The sequence below is a fragment of the Lysinibacillus sp. FSL M8-0355 genome (assembly GCF_038008985.1).
In the GTDB taxonomy this organism is placed as follows: domain Bacteria; phylum Bacillota; class Bacilli; order Bacillales_A; family Planococcaceae; genus Lysinibacillus; species Lysinibacillus fusiformis_D.
In genome coordinates, this window is the sequence record NZ_JBBPAI010000001.1 from 895456 (window position 1) to 915725 (window position 20270).

Sequence of the window (20270 nt, forward strand, 5' to 3'; positions counted from 1 at the left end):
GTAGCACTTTCATCGCCTAAAATGGGTGAAGTGCTACTTTTTTATTTATGGCTTTTAAGACCATCCAAGACAATAGTTGTGAATTGGGCCATTTCGGAAGCCAAATCAAAATCCTCACTATGAATTAACCAATCATAAACATTGGCACGCATACAGCGCCGAATAATTGCTTGTATGTTAGGAGCAGATACATCTTGTCTGAATTCCCCCTGTCGAATTCCTTCCTCAATATATGTATTCATAATTTGAAAGATTTTACGTTGTGGATTGATTAAGTAGTGATCTTGTTCTACTTGGTTTGTCATGGCAGCCGTATACACTGTGCGCAATAAATCTTTTCCTACAACTTTCGTTAAATAGTTCATTTGTTGTTGATAGACAAATAAAATTTTTTCACTTGCTGATAATGAAGGATCAATATTTTTTTCTACAGTGCTATAAAATTGATCCAGCTCCATAAATTTTTCTAATATAACATCATATTTGGATGGGAAATGTGTATAAAAGGTCCCTTTCGAAACATTGCAGGCTTTTGTAATTTGTTCAACAGAGACATGTTCAAAACCATACTTGTTAAATAAATCTAACGAGGTTTTTAATAATTTTTCCCGTGTTTCTAATGCCTTTTTCTGTCTGCTCGTTAATGATTCCATCGTAGCTTATTACCTCCAAAGTAAAGTATTGTAAAATATTTTCTGTAAAAATATTCTGAAAATATCTTTTTTTTAATTGACGAGATGGAATTATTTTGATTATGATTTAATTGACCGCAGTCACTGACTATGGTCAACAAAAGTATCTCGTTATTAATGTTACGACAAAAAATAGGCGTTGGCTAGTGTATCATGCAGCTTGTCTGCTGAATTTTCAAAGATTGGGGGAAGTTTAAATGAAGGAGAAATTAGGTTTTATTGGCTTAGGCAATATGGGGTTACCGATGTCTATCAATTTATTAAAGGCAAATTATCAGGTGTATGGCTTTGATACAAATGCAAAGGCCATGGAGCAATTTAGAGCAGCGGGTGGCATTGGTGTGGAAACAGCAAAGGACGTTGCACAGCAATGTGATGTGGTGATGACCAGCTTACCGACTCCTCAGGTAGTGGAAATGGTGTATCAATCAGAACAAGGAATCATTCATCATGCGAAAAAGGGATGCTTACTCATTGATTTTAGTACAGTTAATCCCGAATTGAACGATTCATTATATAAAGAAGCAAAAGCCTTAGGGTTACGATATTTAGGAGCACCTGTAAGTGGGGGAGTAATTGGAGCAGTAAATGCTACTCTAACAATTATGGTTGGTGGTGACAAGGAAGATTATGAAAGTACTGCAAAAATATTCGGAATAGTCGGTAAAAATAGTTACCATCTAGGAATTTCGTCAAGTGTAGGTACACGTATTAAATTATTAAATAATTTAATGATTGGATTTTATACAGAGGCCGTAGCTGAAACAATCGTACTTGGTGAAAAGATGGGCATTCATGCTGATGTGCTGTATGAAGTGTTAAGTAATAGCTATGGTCAAAGCCGTATTTATGAACGCAATTATGTGGAATATATGAAAAACGATAATTATGAGCCAGGCTTTTCGACAAACCTACTATTAAAGGATTTAAAGCTAGCGAAAGAAATGGCAGACGAAGCAGGGGTATCGCTGCGAATCGGGGAAAAATTGGTGGATTTGTATAGTGAAATTGCTCAGCAAGGCTATGGTGAAAACGATATGTCTGCTGCTTATTTAAGTTTAAAAGAAACTGCTAAAATAGAACAATTTTAAGAGGAGGAAAAGAAAAATGACAACAGCACAAGAAATTCAAACATTAACACATTTTATTGGCGGACATTTAGTGGAAGGAAAAAGCGGCCGTTATGGTTCAGTATTCAATCCTACAACAGGTGATGTCATTGCAAAAGTACCACTTGCCACAATAGCAGAAACACGGGAGGCAATTGAGCAAGCACAAGCGGCATTTCCTAAATGGCGTGACACATCTGTGGCAAAGCGAGCAGAAATTGTCTTAAAGTTTCGAAACCTTATTACAGAAAATATGGAGGAGCTACTGCAAATTATTTGTACAGAAAGCGGGAAGACGCTTGAAGATGCTAAAGGAGAAATCACCCGAGGACTTGAATCTGTTGACTTAGCTATCGGTGCCCCACACTTAATGAAAGGGGAATACTCTGTTAATGTTGGCGGGCAAATTAATGCCTATTCTGCAAAATATCCATTAGGAGTAGTGGTGGCCATCTCGCCATTTAACTTCCCAATTATGGTGCCTTTAGCACAAACAAGTATGGCTATTGCTGTAGGGAATGCTGTTGTGTTAAAAGCATCAGAACGTGTGCCAATGACTACATTGTTTGTTAGTGAGCTGTGGAAAAAAGCTGGGTTGCCCGATGGTATTTGGACAGTGATAAATGGTGATAAGGATGCCGTTAATGAACTTTTGGAAAACCCAACTGTGCAAGCCATTTCATTTGTTGGCTCAACACCGGTGGCGAAGTATATTTATGAAACAGGCTCAAAGTATGGAAAACGTGTCACTGCCCTTGGTGGTGGTAAAAACAATATGGTTGTGATGCCAGATGCAGACCTTGAACAGGTAGCAAATGCCTTTATTGGGGCAGCATATGGTGCAGCCTCTCAGCGTTGTATGGCAATATCTACGATTATGCCTGTAGGGAAAGAGACAGCAGACCGTCTAGTGGCGATTCTTAAAAAGAAAATCACTAATCTGAAGGTAGGTCCATATACAGACCCTGATGCAGATTTTGGCCCTGTCATTTCTCAACAATCAAAAGAGGCGATTCTTGCTGCAATTGAGCGGGGAGAAACTGAGGGAGCATCGGTGATTTGTGATGGCCGTGAACTTGATATTGTCAAAGAATCTAAAGGCTTCTATGTAGGACCTACATTATTAGATCATGTAAAGCCAGGGATGGAAATTTATGAGCAAGAGGTATTTGGACCTGCTCGTAATGTTGTACGTGTAGATTCACTGGAGGAGGCTATTTCACTTATTAATAAACATGAGCTAGGCAATGGTGTCACAATCTTTACGAATGACGGGTTAGCAGCTCGTCAATTTACGACTGAAATAGATGTTGGCATGGTAGGTGTCAATGTACCAATTCCAATTCCAGTTGGCTACCATAATTTTGCTGGTTTTAAAGGCTCTCGTTTTGGTGAAGGGCATATGTTTGGTCCAGATCAGGCACGATTCTTTACAAAAACTAAGACAATTTCAGAGCGTTGGATGGCAGGTAATGCTTCTACAGCATCCACATTTGCATTCCCAAGTAATAACGACTAATACAAACAAAGAGCTGTAGATTCTTACAGCTCTTTTTCTTAAAAAAGGAGAGGGAATGGTGTATGCAAGGAAAAACAGTTTTCATTACAGGGGCTGCTCGTGGCATTGGTCTTGCCATCGCCCAAGCATTTGCTAGGGAAGGAGCAAATGTAGTAATTACGGATAAAAATGAACAGCTTTTAAAGGAAGCGGTTGCTCAAAACCCTTCTTTAACGATATATACATGTGATGTGACAGAAGAACAAGCTATACGAGAGGCTATTGCATTTACGATTGAAAAATTTTCAACAATAGACATTTTAATTAATAATGCAGGATTTCAACATGTCTCATTGATTGAAGACTTTAAAACGGAGATTTTTGAGGCTATGCAAAAGGTCATGGTCGTTGCACCATTTGTGGCGATGAAATATGCATTACCACATATGAAGAACAATCAATTTGGTCGCATTATCAATATGGCCTCCATCAATGGAGTTATCGGGTTTGCCGGTAAGGCTGGTTACAACGCAGCAAAGCACGGTGTTATTGGGTTAACAAAAGTGGCAGCCCTGGAGGTAGCAAATGATGGGATTACAGTTAATGCCATTTGTCCAGGTTATGTGGATACAGAATTAGTGCACAATCAATTTAGCGATTTAGCGAAGACTCGAGGTATTCAAGTAGAGGAAGTACTAGAACAGGTGCTTTATCCACTTGTACCGCAAAAACGGCTGTTGGATGTCTCTGAAATTACAGGGCTAGCTTTATATTTAGCAAGCGATTTAGCAAAGGGGTTAACTGGTCAGGCGATTCTTTTAGATGGTGGTTATACGGCTCAATAGCTTAGGAGGGTGAAATATGATTCAAACGAAAACAATCTTTACCGTTCATTCACCAGGAACCATTGTATATGGGCGTGATTCTTTTAAGGAAGTAGGGGACTATGCCAAAGCATTAGGCTCTAAGGCATTAATCGTTAGTGATCCAATCATGGATCGCTTAGGTTTTGTTAAGCAGTGTCATACCTTGTTAAAAATCCAAGGGATAGAGGCTGTTTCATACTTAGGAGTGACAACTGAGCCGGATGATACGTATGTAGCCGAGGGACTACAGCTGCTGCAGAAACACCACTGTGATGTCATTATATCTGTTGGTGGAGGAAGCTGTATTGATACGGCAAAAGCGATTGCGGTAGTAGCTACAAATGGTGGCTACATAGGAGATTATATGAAAATGGCCAAAGTTGCAGCGCATGCACCAATACCGCATATAGCCATACCAACCACAGCGGGGACAGGCTCTGAGGCCACAGATGCAACTGTTATTACGAATACAAAAACGGCTGTAAAAATGATGATTAAACAGCCAGCTTTTATGCCAACTGTTGCAATAGTCGATCCTGTTTTAACTATAACATCACCGCCTGCGATTACAGCAGCAACGGGAATTGATGCTTTAAGTCATGCCATTGAAAGCTATTTATCACGTTTAGCGCATCCATATTCGAATGTTCTTGCATTATCTGCCATGGAATTAATCGTCAATAATATACTTAAAGTTTATGAGCAAGGAGATGATGTGGATGCGAGGGAAGCGATGTCATTAGGCTCCATGCAGGCAGGGCTGTCATTTTCAAATGCTTCTGTTGCCTTAGTTCATGGAATGTCGCGTCCAATCGGTGCACTCTTCCATGTTCCACATGGCATCTCCAATGCGATGCTTTTACCAGCTGTATTGGACTATTCAAAAGAAGCTTGTATAGATCGTCTAGCGGATTTAGGACAGTTTTTTAATAAAACAAAAGAGTCGTATTCACAAGAGGAGCTAGCACAATTAGCCATTACGTCCATTAAGGTAATGTGTAGGCATATGAAGATTGGCAATTTAAAACATTGGGGAATAGAAGAACAAGCTTTTTACAATGCTATCCCTAAAATGGCTGAGGATGCTCTTGCAAGTGGCAGTCCTAGCAATAATCCGAAGATACCAACAAAAGAAGAATTAATGGAACTATATAAAATTGCCTATACGTATGAGTTTTAATGATTGTGAGAGTTATTCAAACTGCTGAATAGCTCTCTTTTTTTGAAAAAACAGAAAATATTCTAGTAATCTATAGAATTAATATGACATATTCGAGAAAATATAGTAAAATTCTAATGAATCATCATTCATTTTTTACTAAGGGGGAAATGGAATGTTACAGGGGAAAACGATTATTATTACGGGTGGATCAAGTGGTATGGGGCTTTATATGGCAAAGCAATTCGTCACTGAAGGTGCTAATGTTGTCATAACAGGGCGTGACGAAGAACGATTAGCAGAGGCTAAAAAATTTATTGCTGAGGCGGGTCCCTCTATTGAAACGTTTCAAATGGATGTGCGTGTACCTGAGCATGCAGAGGCCATGCTCGCATTTGTTATTGATAAATTCGGTCAGGTGGATGGGCTAGTAAATAATGCGGCAGGTAATTTTATTGTACGAGCTGAGGATCTATCTCCGAATGGGTGGAAGGCTGTTGTGGATATTGTGTTAAATGGTACATTTTTCTGTTCTTCAGCAATTGGGAATTATTGGATTAAAAATAATATAAAAGGATCTATTTTAAATATGGTGGCTACTTATGCTTGGAATGCTGGAGCTGGTGTTGTTCACTCAGCTGCAGCAAAAGCTGGTGTATTATCACTGACGAGAACGTTGGCTGTCGAGTGGGGAAAACAGTATGGTATTCGTGTTAATGCGATTGCACCTGGCCCAATTGAACGAACAGGTGGGGCAGATAAGCTTTGGGAATCCGAAGCAGCAGCAGCTCGTACGCTAGATTCAGTTCCATTAGGTCGTATAGGAACACCAGAAGAAATTGCTGATTTAGCTACGTTTATGATGTCTAACAAGGCAAGCTATATGAATGGAGAATGTGTAACACTGGATGGTGGGCAATGGCTCAATCAATATCCATTCTAAAAATATTTGCATAACAGTGAGCTGGGTTGACGCATACTAAGGGTAAAGAAAGGAGTGTTACCTATGGGTATGTGGTTAATTCCAGCTATTATTGCCATTGTGATCATTTCTGCAATTTCGTTTGTGTCTACGCTGAAAATTGCAAAAATGACCTCTGAACGGAAATCTGAAAATGATACACCGATTTCAGAAACAGTCGAAGAGTATGCCACGATGTTGAACCCCATTGTTTGGGTCTATGCGATTTTTTTGCTTTTTTTAGGGATTATGATTTTTTATTACTGGAGTAAGGCTGGTTATTAGATAGAAACCATCTTCATTCAGTTAAGTAGAAACTTGACTGAATGAAGATATACTTAGCTTTTGTAGGATAGACCAAAATAATTCATTGTTCATGAAAACTCTTCCCGACCTGGTCATGGTCATACATAGAAAAGTTATGATATGATGAAAGAGAAGGACTGTTCTCCACAGCGAGAACAGAAAAGGAGAAGAAGTTCATGATTTCAACTAACAGCAAAGACTTATTAGCAATGCCAATTAGTGAATTTATTATTTCCTCTGAAAAAGTTGCGCATGTACAAAGTGGAAATAGTGCAGAACATGCACTCCTTGTACTAACGCGTACAGGGTACTCGTCCATACCTGTATTAGATCTGAAATATCGACTTCAAGGTTTACTTAGCATGAAAATGATTACCGAATCGATTCTTGGTCTTGAGCATATTGAATACGAAAAGCTACCTGATATTAAAGTTGACTCTATAATGGACAAAGAAATTGCCGTATTGAAGTTGACGGATACGTTCCAGCGAGCTTTAGATTTAGTCATTAACCACGCCTTTTTATGTGTAGTAGACGAAGACGGTACATTTGCAGGGATCTTAACAAGACGTGTTATTTTGAAGCAATTGAAAAAATATATTTATCAAAAAGAGTAGTAGCTTAAGAGGGAACTCAGATGAAAATCATGAGGCCCTCTTTGCTTGTAGTGGAGGTTTAAAGATTGATGGCAACAGAGGCAGAAGTATTAAAAATTTTAGCTGAAGAACGCAATATGCGGAAAGCAGCAGAGCGTCTATTCTTATCCCAACCGGCCCTTTCTCAACGATTACAAACGATTGAAAAAGACTGGGGTGCACAGTTATTTATTCGCTCACAAAAGGGGCTAACTGCAACTCCCGCTGGAGAACAGGTGATTGCGTATGCGAAGGAAATGCTAGCTAAAAAAGAAGAGATTTTTGAAACCATTCAATCCTTAACAACAAAGGTCAACGGGACATTAAAAATTGCCTGTGCATCCATTGTTGGTCAAAACTGGCTACCTAAAATTTTAAAGGATTTTGTGTCAAAATATCCTGAAGCTAAAATATCACTGATGACGGGCTGGAGCTCTGAAATTGTCAAGGCACTCTATGAGGGCGAGGCACATGTAGGCATTGTACGTGGCCAAGTTGACTGGAAGGGAGAAAAGATTCACCTTTTCAGAGATACTCTTTATTTAGTGGACAAAGAAGTTAAGACCATTGAAGATGTGTTGAAGACAGACCGTCCATTTATACAATATAAAAGTGATTCTAACTACTATCAAGAAATTCAACAATGGTGGCAACAGCATTTTGCATCAAATCCTAGAAAACAAATTTTAGTGGATCAAATTGAGATTTGTAAGCAAATGGCCTTAAATGGCATCGGCTATGCTATTTTACCTTCCATTACTTTAAATGACCACGATGCCATTCATAAAATCCCGCTGTCCAATGATGAAAAGGAATTTGGGCTTACGCGAGATACTTGGTTAATTGGCTATGAATCCTCCTTTGAATTGAGACAGGTAGAGGCTTTTGTTGAAGTAGTGCAGGATCATGCACGTTGTTTGTTTGATTATACAAAATAGCCAAAAAGGCAATTCCAAGTCATGTCGGAATTGCCTTTTTGTATTCATTATTAAATCGCTTATTTCTTAAGAGTTTATGAATATTCATGAAGATATCATAAGAAATGGAACAAAATGCAATTTAAATCGTATAATTATGTAACCATCTATTTACATAAAAAGGAGTTGAGCTTTTGAAAAAGACAAAAATGACGGCACTGACCTTATTAGTCATGCTTGTAATTAGCTTTTTATTGCCTTCTACACAGGCAAGTGCTGCTGCTACATTAGAGGTCAAAGCAACAGCGGGTATTTCAGGTAAAGCTAAATATCAATCAGTGGTGCCACTACAAGTAACAGTAAAAAATAATGGTGCAGATTTTTCTGGAGATATGGCCATTAATTCTGCCAATTCTTATGAGGCTGCATCAGCAATCGTCGTTCCAATCGATATAGCAGCAGGAGAAGAAAAGACATTTACTTTCTATCAGGATGGGTTAGCTGACTATAGTTATTCGGACGCAGATTTATTTGCCTTTTATGAGGGAAGCATTGAGAAAGGAAAAAAGGTTGCCTATAAAGGAACTAAACGCCTACAATCTAATTTTTTAGATCCTTCAGCAACGTTTATTTATACATTAACAGATAAAAGTGATCGACTATCGGCCTTTTTACGTTTATCAACATTTGTTGTTCAAAGCAGTGTCGAAGTATTTAATATTAATCAATTAAAAGATTATACATTCCCAGAAGATTCACAGGGACTTGCTATGGCCAATGTCATTGTAGTGGATGAAGTGGCGATAGCCGATTTAACACAAAAACAACAAGAGTCCTTACTAAAATGGGTACAAGATGGCGGTACATTACTCTTAGGGGCTGCTGACCAAATTGATGCCACTGCAGGTATTTTGAAAGAGTATTTACCATTATCATTATCACAAGAGATGACTTCTATTTCGGCAGAGGCATTAACTAAATTATCGGGTGGAGGCATTTTTACACAGCCTATTTCGGTTTACTCGTCTACTAGTAGTGAAGGAAGTTTACCAGTACTAACAGAAAATAATACAGTGTTAGCAGCAAAGAAAAAAATTGGTAGTGGAGAAATTATTCAAACAGCTTTCTCTTTAGGTGATCAACCGCTTGCATCAATGGACGGCTATGCTGCCCTTATAGCTAAAATGATTGATATTCAGAACATTTCGCAGCAAGGGATGATGAGACAGGGGCAATCATCACTCGACCAAATTTCTTATGAGCTTCGTAACATTAATGAATTATTTCCATCCTTTGAAGTATCAGTAAGCTATATGCTAATTGTCATTATTCTTTATATTTTAATTATCGGGCCACTGCTTTACGTTGTTCTTAAAAAAATGGACAAGCGTGAGCATGCATGGTGGATCATTCCATCGATTTCAATTGTCCTTTCAATTGTTCTCTTTATTGTTGGAGCCAAGGATCGTATTGTTCAGCCACAAGTTCAACAATCTGCATTCTATAAAGTAAACGAAGATAGTAGTGTAAATGGTTATTATGTAGAGTCGATTCTAACAAATCGTAGTGGGGATTTTGTGGTCAATGCTGATCAAAATACGACTGCCATTGCTTTGAGAAATTACAATAATTTCACAGGGACGATGGGAGCTTTGCATGAATCTTCTTATATAAAAGAAAATGCTAACGGTTCGACGTTAACATTACGCGACTTAAGCTACTGGTCTGTGCAATCCTTTGGTGGAAAAACGTCAGCTCAAAATATGGGCAAGATGGATATTGATATAACATTGAAAAATGAAAAGCTAACAGGAACGGTTAAAAATAATTTCCCATTCACATTAAAAGATGTCACATTAATTTCTGGTGTGAAAGAAGTGAAGCTAGGGGATATTGAAGCGAATGGAACGTTACAGGTTAATAAGGAACTGAAAACAACGGTTCTTCAAAAACCATCGATATTCAATAATTATAATTATAGTTACCCATCGAAGAAGGATGAGGTAGACCCAATGCGTATTGAAAGAATGAAATCATTAGCATTACCGCTTGTAGAAAATGATAACCAGCCAATACTCACAGCTTGGACAGATCAAGCCCTTGTAGGAGTTGAACTAGAAACAAGTGCTAATATGTCACCGATTACTACGCTTGTTCAACCGTTTAAAGGAAAAGTGGAGCTATCAGGTCCATTTACAATGAAGCGTAATAACTTCACTTATACATTAGTACCACTTTCAGCAAGTGGACACTATGAAAAAATTGATGAATTGAACAATTGGTACCTATCTGATGGTTTATACGAAGTCACAATGGCAATGCCAGATCAATTTATGGATGCTGTTCAATCACTTAATGAGCTCACAGTTTCCAATAAGGATGTTGCACGTATGCAGATAGCGATCTGGAATAATGAAACTAACGTATATGAACCACTGGTAGATACAAAGCAAGTGTTTACGGATAAAATTTCAAAGTACTTTAATCAAGATGGAGAACTGCGAATGGAAATAAAATATGGTCCTGATCCATCTGGAGAACAAACGAAATTACCAGATATAGAGCTGAAAGGAGTGGCAAAATAATGATAGAAATTCGTGACTTAACGAAACGATATGGCTCCTTTACAGCATTAGATCATTTAAACTTGTCCTTAGAAGAAGGCGTTGTATTTGGATTTGTTGGTGCTAACGGGGCAGGGAAATCTACAACATTCTCTATTTTAGCCACACTATTGTCGCCAACTTCTGGTGATGCCTTGATCAATGGCAAAAGTGTTGTGAAGGAACCGAAGGAAGTGCGCAAGCAAATTGGCTATATGCCTGATTTCTTTGGTGTCTATGACCAGCTAAAAGTAGATGAATATTTAGATTTTTATGGTGCGAGCTACGGTATTCAGCTAGCAGAGCGTCAAGTGTTAATTCCACAACTATTAGAGCTAGTGAATTTAACAAACAAACGCTATGAATATGTGGATTTATTATCACGGGGGATGAAGCAACGCTTATGTTTAGCCCGTGCCCTTATCCACGATCCCAAGGTATTGATTTTGGATGAGCCTGCATCAGGTTTAGATCCACGAGCTCGTGTGGAAATGCGAGACATTTTACGGAATTTAAAATCCATGGGGAAAACCATTTTAATTTCCTCGCATATTTTGCCAGAGCTTGCTGAGATGTGTGATGAAATCGGCGTCATTGATAATGGCAAGCTAATTGCACATGGCAATGTAGCTGCGATTCAAGCACAACTACAGGGAGAAAAGCGTATTGTGATGAAAGTGACAGATCGACTCGATGCAGTACGTGCATTTTTGGAGGAAGATCCCCATATTTCTTCTATTGATGTCATCGACAATCGCTTAGAAATAGCCTTTAATTACCGTGGAACAGACGCAGAGCAAGTGTCATTATTAAAAAAGGCAATGCTTGCCGATTTACCGATTTATGCATTAAGTGAGGAAGAGAAAGATTTAGAGGATGTCTTTATGGCAATCACGAAGGGAGCGGACAATCAATGATGGAAAGATTCTATAATCCGGTACTCGTAAAAGAATTGAAGTTGCGCTTCCGTTCTTTTAAAAGCTTCTCAGGGTTAATGTTTTACTTAGCAGTACTGTGTATTTTCATTGCAGGATTTTTATTGCTTACGACTGAATTTACTGGCAGGGGCTTCTTTAGACCAGAAACAAGCTTTATGATGTTTGCTGTGCTAACCATTTTACAAATGGCATTAGTTCTTTTCATTACTCCAAGTTTAACTGCAGGTGCCATCAGTAGTGAACGTGAGAAGCAAACTTTAAATATTTTACTAACAACAACACAAAGTTCTACACAAATTGTTATTGGAAAATTATTATCCTCTGTAGCATTTCTAGTATTGATGCTAGTAGCAGGATTACCACTATATAGCTTAGTATTTCTATTCGGTGGTGTATCACCTTCGCAGCTTATTTCTATATTTTTATTTTATTTAGTTACTGTAGTAGCAATAGGTAGTATTGGTGTGATGTTTTCAACAATTACAAAGAGAACCATTGTGGCCATGATTGCAACATATGGATCGATTATTTTTTTAGGTGGTATTACAGCATTCTTCTTCTTTTTAACAATGGCCTTTCATCAAATGGGTAATGCCATTGGTACAAGCACCTCCTTTATGACTTATTTTTGGGCGTCTATCAATCCAGGTGCCTTGATGTTGACGCTTATTTCACCAGAGATGGGTGATGCGTTAGCTGAGCTTTCTGGTATAGAACTACCTGTATGGATTATGTATTTAATTGCTTATGTATTGATTATTGTACTTTGTTTAACGATTGCAATTAAAAAATTACGTGCCAACATGAAAAGTAACCGATGAGGAGGAATTGGTATGGAGCGTCGTAAGCAGTTACGAAAATATATTCAGCGTGCAAAGTCGAGCTTAACTCTTGAAAGAAGTATTCCCATTGCACAGTACGGTTTGTTTTTGGCATTGCTTTCGAGTGCTTCTCTCGTTTTAATTTCCCGACTATTTGTTTGGCCATATTATCGTCAAATAGCATTAGGTGCATTCATTACTGTTATGGCTGCAACTACTGTTTACATATGGTGGAAACGTGTCAACGAAAGAGAGGCTTTGCATACTCTGGATCATTATTTTTCTCATAATGAGTTAGTGACAGCATTATCGTTTAAAGATGATCAGGACCCTCTTGTCCAATCTTTATTATCTAAAGCCATACAAAATGTTGAAAAAGCTTTTGCTGACTTTAAGGCTCGAAAGAAACATCTGTTTCGTCCAAAGGCATTTATCGGATTATTCGTCACAACAGTTGTACTAGCCATTCTTTATATGTTCCCGGCAGCGACGCAAATAGAAGCAATCGAGGTTGAAAAAGAGCAAGCTGTTATCGAAGATATGAAAAAGGAAGTTGCTGAACTAGAGAAAAAAGCACAAACAAAAGAAGTTAAGGAGCAATTGCAAGAGCTTCAAAATACTTTAAAAGAGGCTGAAACGGCAGAAGAGGCTTTACGGGAAGTTGTGAAAAAGCAAAAGGAACTAGCCCTAAAGGAACAGCAATTAAAGGATAAACAAACGGCTAGTCAAGATGGGGCAGAAGAAGAACAAAGCTTATCGAAGGAAGAGGTTGAGCAGCTAAAAGAGCTTGCTCAAATGCAGCAAGGGCTAACGGAAAATGCAAATGCTACTCAAACGGCTATGAGCAAGCTTGGTAAGCCAGCAAGTAATTCCTTACAAAATGCTATTGCTAGTGCCAATCATAATGCAAGCAGTAACAAACAAAACAATCAACAGTCTTCTGGCAATGCCCAACCTAGCAATCAGCAAAGCCAAGCAAGTCAGTCTGGTCAAAATAATGCTCAAAGTGGTTCCAAACAACAAGGACAAGGCCAAGGACAAGGACAAGGACAAGGACAAGGACAAGGACAAGGACAAGGACAGGGACAAGGACAAGGACAAGGACAGGGGCAAGGACAAGGACAAGGACAGGGACAAGGACAAGGACAGGGGCAAGGCCAAGGACAAGGACAAGGTCAAGGAGCAGGAAGTGGCCAAGGCGGTCGAAATTTATTGACGACACCTAATCGAGTTGGCGGATCAAGTGAGACATCAGTAGATGGTGGAGCGTTAGGAGATGGTTCTCATGTATCTGAGCAACAGGGAAATGGACCAATAACAAAGGGCTCTATTCGACCATATGAAGAAGTAATTGGCTCCTATAAAGACAGCTATTTAGAAAGCTCAGAGCGTTTACAATTACCAAAGGATTTACAAAATGTCGTGCAATCTTATTTCACGTCAATTGAGTCGCAGTAGGAGGAAAAGAAATGGCATTTACAGAGCAACAGTATGTAGAGATGAGCGCGAAATTACACCAAGTAAAAGAAGAAATTCATCGCTTCATTGTTGGACAGGAAGAAGCAATTGATTATACGCTGTATGCAGTTCTAGCAGATGGTCATGCCTTATTAGAAGGTTTACCAGGATTAGGGAAAACAATGTTAATCCGTACAATTTCTGAAGTACTAGATTTGTCGTTTTCACGTATTCAATTTACACCCGATCTTATGCCTGCTGATATAACAGGGACAAGTATGATTGAACGGACGCCTGATGGCAAGCAACAATTTACATTTCAACCTGGGCCAATCTTTAGTCAAATGGTGTTAGCCGACGAAATTAACAGGGCAACACCGAAAACACAAAGTGCCTTGTTGGAAGCAATGGGAGAAAAAACGGTGACGATTTTGGGGGATACGAAAAAAATGGCGAAACCATTTTTCGTGTTAGCGACTCAAAATCCTATTGAAATGGAAGGAACCTATCCATTACCTGAAGCACAAATGGACCGTTTCCTTTGTAAAATTCTTGTACCGTATCCTGAAAAAAGTGAACTTATGGAAATTATGAAGCGAACGACAGGTGCGCAGGAAATTGGTTTACAGAAGATGATGAATACTGAGGGTCTTATGGAAGCTCAGCAAATGGTAAAAGAAGTAATGGTTGCCGATGAAATGCTGGAATTTGCCACAGATCTAGTGGTGGCTACGCATCCTGAAAGACCAGATGCTCTGGATGAAGTTAAACAATATGCCATGTATGGCAGTGGTCCACGTGGTTTGCAAAGCTTAATAAAACTAGCAAAGGCTAGAGCACTTATGAACGGACGTTTCCATGTTTCTGTAGCTGATATAAAATCTGTTGCAAAACCGGTTTTACGTCACCGAATGCTGTTGAATTATGAAGGGGAGGCTTCAGGGAAAACAGCTGATGATGTGATTGATGTTATTTTAGAAAAAGTTCAACAAGGTGTTAGCAAGTGACAGCAAAATACTTATTGCCCGAAGACTGGTTAGCAAAAATCAGTCGCTTTCAAGTAGCGACGGCCTCCAAACTACGCGGGCAGCATAAGGGTTCGCACCGTTCACAACGCTTCGGGGCTTCTCTCGATTTCTCAGATTTTAGAGAATACCATTTAGGTGATGATGTACGCCAAGTAGATTGGAACGTTTTTGCTCGAACAGATAAATACTTTATCAAGAGGTTTTTAGACGAGCAAGAGATGCGTGTACACATTTTACTCGATACTACTAAATCAATGGGGGAGAGCGCTAAGTGGCTATTTGCTCGTCAAATTGTGGCCTCCCTCGGCTTAATGGTGCTCGGTCGTGATGATCGTTTGTCTTTTTCGTTTGTCCAAGATGAAGTGAAACCACCGTTTCGACGGAAGGGTGCCATGTATCGTCGAGCTTTTTTACAAGTAGTAACAGATATAGAGGAAGCGAATTATGCCAATCGATTTGCACAGGGTGCACTAAAAGCTATGCCTAAGGATAGTACCGTACTCTTCATTATTACAGATGGGTTAGAGCCAATTGAGGAATGGGAGCAGCTGTTAAAAAGACTACCACGCTATGCTGGGGATGTTCGCATTTTGCAAATTGTTACGCAAGAAGAGTTATCACCAAATTATTTGGGGGATGTCCGCCTTCTTGATCGTGAAACAGGCAATGATGTCAATGTGACGATGTCTACTAAAGTATTAGACACCTATCATGCAAGACGATTATTACATGAAGAAGAATTTGAAGCCATTTGCCGTCGCTTTGGCGTTCGAAAATTACAATTGAAAGTGGAAGATGGACTGCAACATGCGATCTTTCAACAATTATTAAAAGCACATTGGATTAGGTGAGGTGAGCCGTATTGGGCTTTAGTCAAATTATATTTAGCTGGACGGCCATCATCCCGGTCATTGTCCTACTCTATTATTTCTTTCGTAAAAAATATACTGATCAAACTGTCTCTTCGACCCTATTTTGGTCTGAAATTATGCAGGAAACCCGTGTATCACCTTATTTAAAGCATTTACAAAAAAATGCCTTACTATATTTACAGCTGCTAGCCTTACTGCTACTTGTATTGGCGCTGATGAATCCATATGTGAAAAAATCAACCATTGTGGGTGCACAAACGATATTTATTGTTGATACATCAGCCACGATGCTAGCAGGAAAAGATTCATCAACCTTTGACACACATAAGCAAGAGATGTTGACATTGATGGAAGAGTTGAATGGGCGACCTGTTACATTGATTACAACAGGTGCCGCTCCAAAAGCCGTTTTGCAGCAAGAAACAAATATGAATGACATTGAAAAAGCGATTAAAGATTTACAAGTATCCTATGAAACGGCTGAAATGACGAAGGCACTGGATGTTGCACAGGCATTTGTGGGTGATACACCGACTTCTATCTATGTTTTTACAGATACGCTTGATAAAAAGCAATTACCAATGGATAAAGATTCAGTGAAATGGCTAGTTAGAGGTGCTGCGAAAGACTTAATAAATATCGCCATTACACGCTTTGCTGCAACGACAGATGGTCAGGTTACGATGGCACTTGTACAGCTCCATAATGATACAACTGCTGAACAAAAGGTGACATTAGCGATACAAAATGCAGAGGGTGAAGAGCTGGTAGCAGAACGTGTCGTTGTGCCTCCAAATGAAGCCATTACGAAAACCTTCAAAGATTTACCCTTAGCAAAATCGATGACAGCTATTATTGATGCAAACGATGATTATGCCGTAGACAATCAACAAACCGTCTTACTACAAACGACTACTTCAAAAATTGTTGTTGATCAGGGTATGCATCAGTTGATACAAAAAGGTTTTCAAAGTGTCAGTAGCGGCGTGAAAATCGTTCCGTCTTTACAAGTAGCTGACAATCAGGATGCAACTGTCATCACAAACCAAACAGCCTTATTGGAGAAGATGGAGAAACCGCTAGTATTATTTGGACGTGATGATGCCGAAAAAGTGGAAGCAAGTGGTACAGTAAGTGCTAAAAGTGATGCATTATTTGCTTTTAGCGAACTAAAGGATATTTATGTTAGTGCTATTTATCCTGGATTTTCGGATTATGAAACCATTGCTTCTGTAGGAGATGAGCCGTTTATCCAACGCTCTCCTAAAGGGGATATCGTTGTTTTAGCGGATATTGCTGATACAGATTGGCCATTGCATCCATCATTCCCGCTATTTTTATGGAGTACTGAGCAACAGTTAACAGAATCAGTCGGTTCACTTGGTATTTTCACACCGAATGAACAGCGTGCAGTAGCCTTAGCGCAAGGAGACTGGAGTGTTTATTCGCAAGAAGATGAGTTTCTTTCTTCTATTACACAGGGCATGTTAATTGCACCAAAACAACCAGGTATTTATATGGTACGTTCAAATAATGAAGAAAAACAATTTATTGTGCAATTGCAAGCCCAGGAACGTGTTATTGAACAAGGAACAAGCTATACATTAGGCGACATTTCAGACAATGGGAAGGAAGAGGTATCGATGGCCTCCTTCGTACCTTGGTTAATTGTAATAGTTTTAATTTTGCTTGTTTCAGAGTGGGAGGTGCAACGACGTCGTGGATTTACGAATTGATACGCCATTAGTATTGTTGCTATTACTTCCATTGTTCTTGTATTTTGGATGGACTTATTTTCGAGAACGGCAGCGACTAAAAAAGAGTCATATTGTTGTGCTTGCTATTCGCATAGTAGCGATATGCTGTTTAGTTTTGGCACTTGCAGGGCCGTATTTATTATTACCGATAAAAGAAGAACAGATCGTGTATTTACTAGACCGATCTGCGTCTATGAATGGTACAGAAGATGAGATGGTTCAGTTTATACAGGAGAGCCTACAATCTAAAAAAGAACCCCAACTTGCAGGGATCTATTCTTTTTCTTCCACTTTACAAACAGAAGCCATTTTGTCTAAAGAATTAAAGGATGTACCGAAGCTTACAGAAATCAAAGCAACAGATCAAACGAATATTGAACAAAGTCTACAGCTTGCAACAGGCATAGTTGATCCTAAAAAAGCGACTCGCCTTGTATTATTAACAGATGGCAATGAGACAAAAGGAGATGCTTTAGAATTTGTCTCCAGATTGAAAGGTGCCAATATTAGTGTGGACGTTGTACCTTTTAGTCTACCAGTTGTCCATGATGTGTCGCTCAAAAGCTTTGTCTCTCCTCAGGTTGCTTATGTAGGAGAGCAGCAACAATTAGTAACAGAAATTCATGCAACAGCAGCAGGGCAAGGGGAGCTGTTATTATATGAAAATGATGAACTAATTCATCGCGAGGCAGTTGAGCTGACGGAAGGTACAAATGTGTTTACCTATAAACACGCAGCAACAGCTGAAGGACTTGTAAAATACGAAGCAGTTATTCAAGTTGGGCAGGATGCTATTTTTGAAAACAATAAATTAACAAGTGTCACAATGGTACAAAGTGAACCCCATTTACTCATCGTCAATGGCTATGAAACAGCTTCACCTATCGCGGCAGCACTTGGTAGTCAATCCATTGCCTATGATGTTGTCGATCCTAAAAGCCTACCAAATGAACTGTCCAGTTATTTACAATATAATGCGATCATTTTTGACAATGTGCCTGGTCATTTAGTTGGTGAGGCGAAAATGAGTGTGATTGAGCAAGCAGTCAAAAACTTTGGGGTTGGTTTCACGATGGTTGGTGGAGAAAATAGTTTTGGTTTAGGAGGCTATTTTAAAACGCCAATTGAAACGTTATTGCCTGTGGAGATGGAAATTAAGGGCAAGGAGCAATTACCTTCATTAGGGCTAGTCATAGTGCTGGATCGTTCTGGCAGTATGCATGGCTCGAAGCTAGAGCTAGCTAAGGAAGCAGCGGCACGTTCTGTTGAAATGCTACGAGATGAGGATACATTAGGCTTTATCGCCTTCGATGATCGTCCTTGGGAAATCATAGAAACCGCACCTCTTAAAAGTAAAGAAGAGGCAGTGGATACCATTCTATCAGTAACACCAGGAGGCGGAACAGAAATCTATAGTTCATTAGCTAAAGCCTATGAAAATCTCGCCGATTTAAAGCTTCAACGTAAACATATTATTCTTTTAACCGATGGGCAATCACAATCTGGGAATTATGAGGATTTAATTGCTGAGGGAAAAGAAAATGGTATCACTTTATCAACAGTAGCGATTGGACAAGATGCTGATGCTAACTTACTCGAAGCACTTAGTGATATGGGTAGTGGACGGTTCTATGATGTTATTGATGAACAAACCATTCCTTCTATTTTATCTCGTGAAACAGCTATGATTTCTCGTACCTATATTGAGGATAATCCGTTTTATCCAGCAATTTATAATGCCGCAGGATGGAATTCGCTATTTGCCAATGGCGTCCCTCAAATGAATGCTTATATTGGAACGACAGCTAAGCAAGGGACAACCGTAATTGCAGAAAGTGAGAAGGAAGATCCTGTGTTAGCACAATGGCAATATGGACTCGGTAAAACATTTGCTTTTACATCCGATTCAACGGGTAAATGGACAGGAGATTGGGCAAGATGGCAGGACTGGGGAACATTTTGGCAGACGCTTATTTCACAAATGTTGCCAAGCTATAATGATGTTGCCTATGATGTGAGATTAGAAGCTGATGGCTCCTTTATGATTACAGACCCTACAAATGAAGCCGCATTTTTAGACATTGTAGCGGTTAATGAAGCAGGGGAGGAGTTAGAAACTCAGTTAGAAACCATTTCAGCCTCCCAAGTTCGAGCTGTTGTACAGGCCGAACCTGGATTGATTTTCTTCCGTATAGCGGATGAGCAGCAGGCCATTTATCAGGCAGGCCTAAGTGTTCCTTATAGTGCTGAGTATGAACTGCTCCCTGTTAATGAAAAACTGGTTGAAGAGTTAACAAATCAAACAGGGGGAGCCGTTTTAAAAGAACCACAAGATGTGTTCCGTGACTTTACAACCAAAGGAGCGGATCGACAAAACATTGCCACATGGCTTCTTTTAGCAAGTATGCTTCTATTCTTTATGGATATTACCATAAGACGTTTTGGGTGGAGTTTCCTAACAAAAACGAATAAAAAAGAGCAGCCAATTGAGGAGAAACCTGTACAAGCAGAAGACACGAACGTAGCCCAGCTATTAAAGGGTATGAAAAAACGATCATAATAGAGTGAAGGCAGTGCAAAATCATTCCATTTTGCACTGCTTTTTTAAATGCTTTGAGGTTTTAAAAAATGGTGGTTTCCGCTAGGAAAG

The 20270-nt window shown here is 39.2% G+C and carries 17 protein-coding genes; 16 read left to right on the forward strand and 1 reads right to left on the reverse strand.

Annotated features, from left to right (window positions below; all coding sequences use genetic code 11):
- Positions 1-41 precede the first annotated feature (41 nt).
- Positions 42-653 (reverse strand): TetR/AcrR family transcriptional regulator, encoded by a 612-nt coding sequence (locus MKY46_RS04175; protein ID WP_058843415.1) that lies wholly within the window; start codon positions 651-653, stop codon positions 42-44.
- A gap of 236 nt (positions 654-889) precedes the next feature.
- On the opposite strand from MKY46_RS04175, the gene MKY46_RS04180 reads away from it, so the two are divergent.
- From MKY46_RS04180 to MKY46_RS04255, 16 genes are all read left to right on the forward strand, one after another.
- Positions 890-1783 carry an NAD(P)-dependent oxidoreductase gene (locus tag MKY46_RS04180; RefSeq protein ID WP_036125729.1) on the forward strand — a complete coding sequence of 298 codons (894 nt, stop codon included), beginning with the start codon at positions 890-892 and terminating at the stop codon, positions 1781-1783.
- A 16-nt stretch (positions 1784-1799) separates the two neighbouring features.
- Entirely contained in the window at positions 1800-3320 is a 1521-nt protein-coding gene (locus tag MKY46_RS04185; RefSeq protein ID WP_036125727.1) for a CoA-acylating methylmalonate-semialdehyde dehydrogenase, read from the forward strand.
- 62 nt (positions 3321-3382) lie between these two features.
- Complete coding sequence (locus tag MKY46_RS04190) at positions 3383-4144, forward strand: 3-hydroxybutyrate dehydrogenase (RefSeq protein ID WP_036125726.1); 762 nt, start codon at positions 3383-3385, stop codon at positions 4142-4144.
- A 16-nt stretch (positions 4145-4160) separates the two neighbouring features.
- Entirely contained in the window at positions 4161-5345 is a 1185-nt protein-coding gene (locus MKY46_RS04195; protein ID WP_036125723.1) for an iron-containing alcohol dehydrogenase, read from the forward strand.
- Between the two features lie 154 nt (positions 5346-5499).
- On the forward strand, positions 5500-6267 hold the full coding sequence (fadH, locus tag MKY46_RS04200) for a 2,4-dienoyl-CoA reductase (protein ID WP_036125720.1): 768 nt from the start codon (positions 5500-5502) through the stop codon (positions 6265-6267).
- A 63-nt stretch (positions 6268-6330) separates the two neighbouring features.
- Entirely contained in the window at positions 6331-6570 is a 240-nt protein-coding gene (locus tag MKY46_RS04205) for a hypothetical protein (protein ID WP_036125717.1), read from the forward strand.
- Between the two features lie 197 nt (positions 6571-6767).
- Entirely contained in the window at positions 6768-7208 is a 441-nt protein-coding gene (gene cbpB, locus MKY46_RS04210) for a cyclic-di-AMP-binding protein CbpB (RefSeq protein ID WP_036125716.1), read from the forward strand.
- A gap of 68 nt (positions 7209-7276) precedes the next feature.
- Positions 7277-8164, forward strand: a complete 888-nt coding sequence (locus MKY46_RS04215; RefSeq protein ID WP_036125714.1) for a LysR family transcriptional regulator — start codon at positions 7277-7279, stop codon at positions 8162-8164.
- Positions 8165-8337: 173 nt separating this feature from the next.
- Entirely contained in the window at positions 8338-10728 is a 2391-nt protein-coding gene (locus MKY46_RS04220; RefSeq protein ID WP_036125712.1) for a DUF7408 domain-containing protein, read from the forward strand.
- Positions 10728-11663 (forward strand): ABC transporter ATP-binding protein, encoded by a 936-nt coding sequence (locus tag MKY46_RS04225; protein ID WP_036125709.1) that lies wholly within the window; start codon positions 10728-10730, stop codon positions 11661-11663. Before MKY46_RS04220 ends, MKY46_RS04225 begins: the two co-directional genes overlap by 1 nt.
- Positions 11660-12505 carry an ABC transporter permease gene (locus MKY46_RS04230; RefSeq protein WP_036125707.1) on the forward strand — a complete coding sequence of 282 codons (846 nt, stop codon included), beginning with the start codon at positions 11660-11662 and terminating at the stop codon, positions 12503-12505. The genes MKY46_RS04225 and MKY46_RS04230 overlap by 4 nt, the downstream gene beginning before the upstream one ends.
- Before the next feature lie 12 nt (positions 12506-12517).
- Complete coding sequence (locus MKY46_RS04235) at positions 12518-13963, forward strand: hypothetical protein (protein ID WP_340833799.1); 1446 nt, start codon at positions 12518-12520, stop codon at positions 13961-13963.
- Between the two features lie 11 nt (positions 13964-13974).
- Positions 13975-14970 (forward strand): AAA family ATPase, encoded by a 996-nt coding sequence (locus MKY46_RS04240; RefSeq protein ID WP_036125553.1) that lies wholly within the window; start codon positions 13975-13977, stop codon positions 14968-14970.
- Positions 14967-15842 (forward strand): DUF58 domain-containing protein, encoded by an 876-nt coding sequence (locus MKY46_RS04245; protein WP_036125551.1) that lies wholly within the window; start codon positions 14967-14969, stop codon positions 15840-15842. The genes MKY46_RS04240 and MKY46_RS04245 overlap by 4 nt, the downstream gene beginning before the upstream one ends.
- A gap of 11 nt (positions 15843-15853) precedes the next feature.
- Positions 15854-17599, forward strand: a complete 1746-nt coding sequence (locus MKY46_RS04250) for a vWA domain-containing protein (RefSeq protein ID WP_058843423.1) — start codon at positions 15854-15856, stop codon at positions 17597-17599.
- Entirely contained in the window at positions 17583-20180 is a 2598-nt protein-coding gene (locus MKY46_RS04255; protein WP_036125549.1) for a VWA domain-containing protein, read from the forward strand. The genes MKY46_RS04250 and MKY46_RS04255 overlap by 17 nt, the downstream gene beginning before the upstream one ends.
- The last annotated feature ends 90 nt before the right edge of the window (positions 20181-20270 follow it).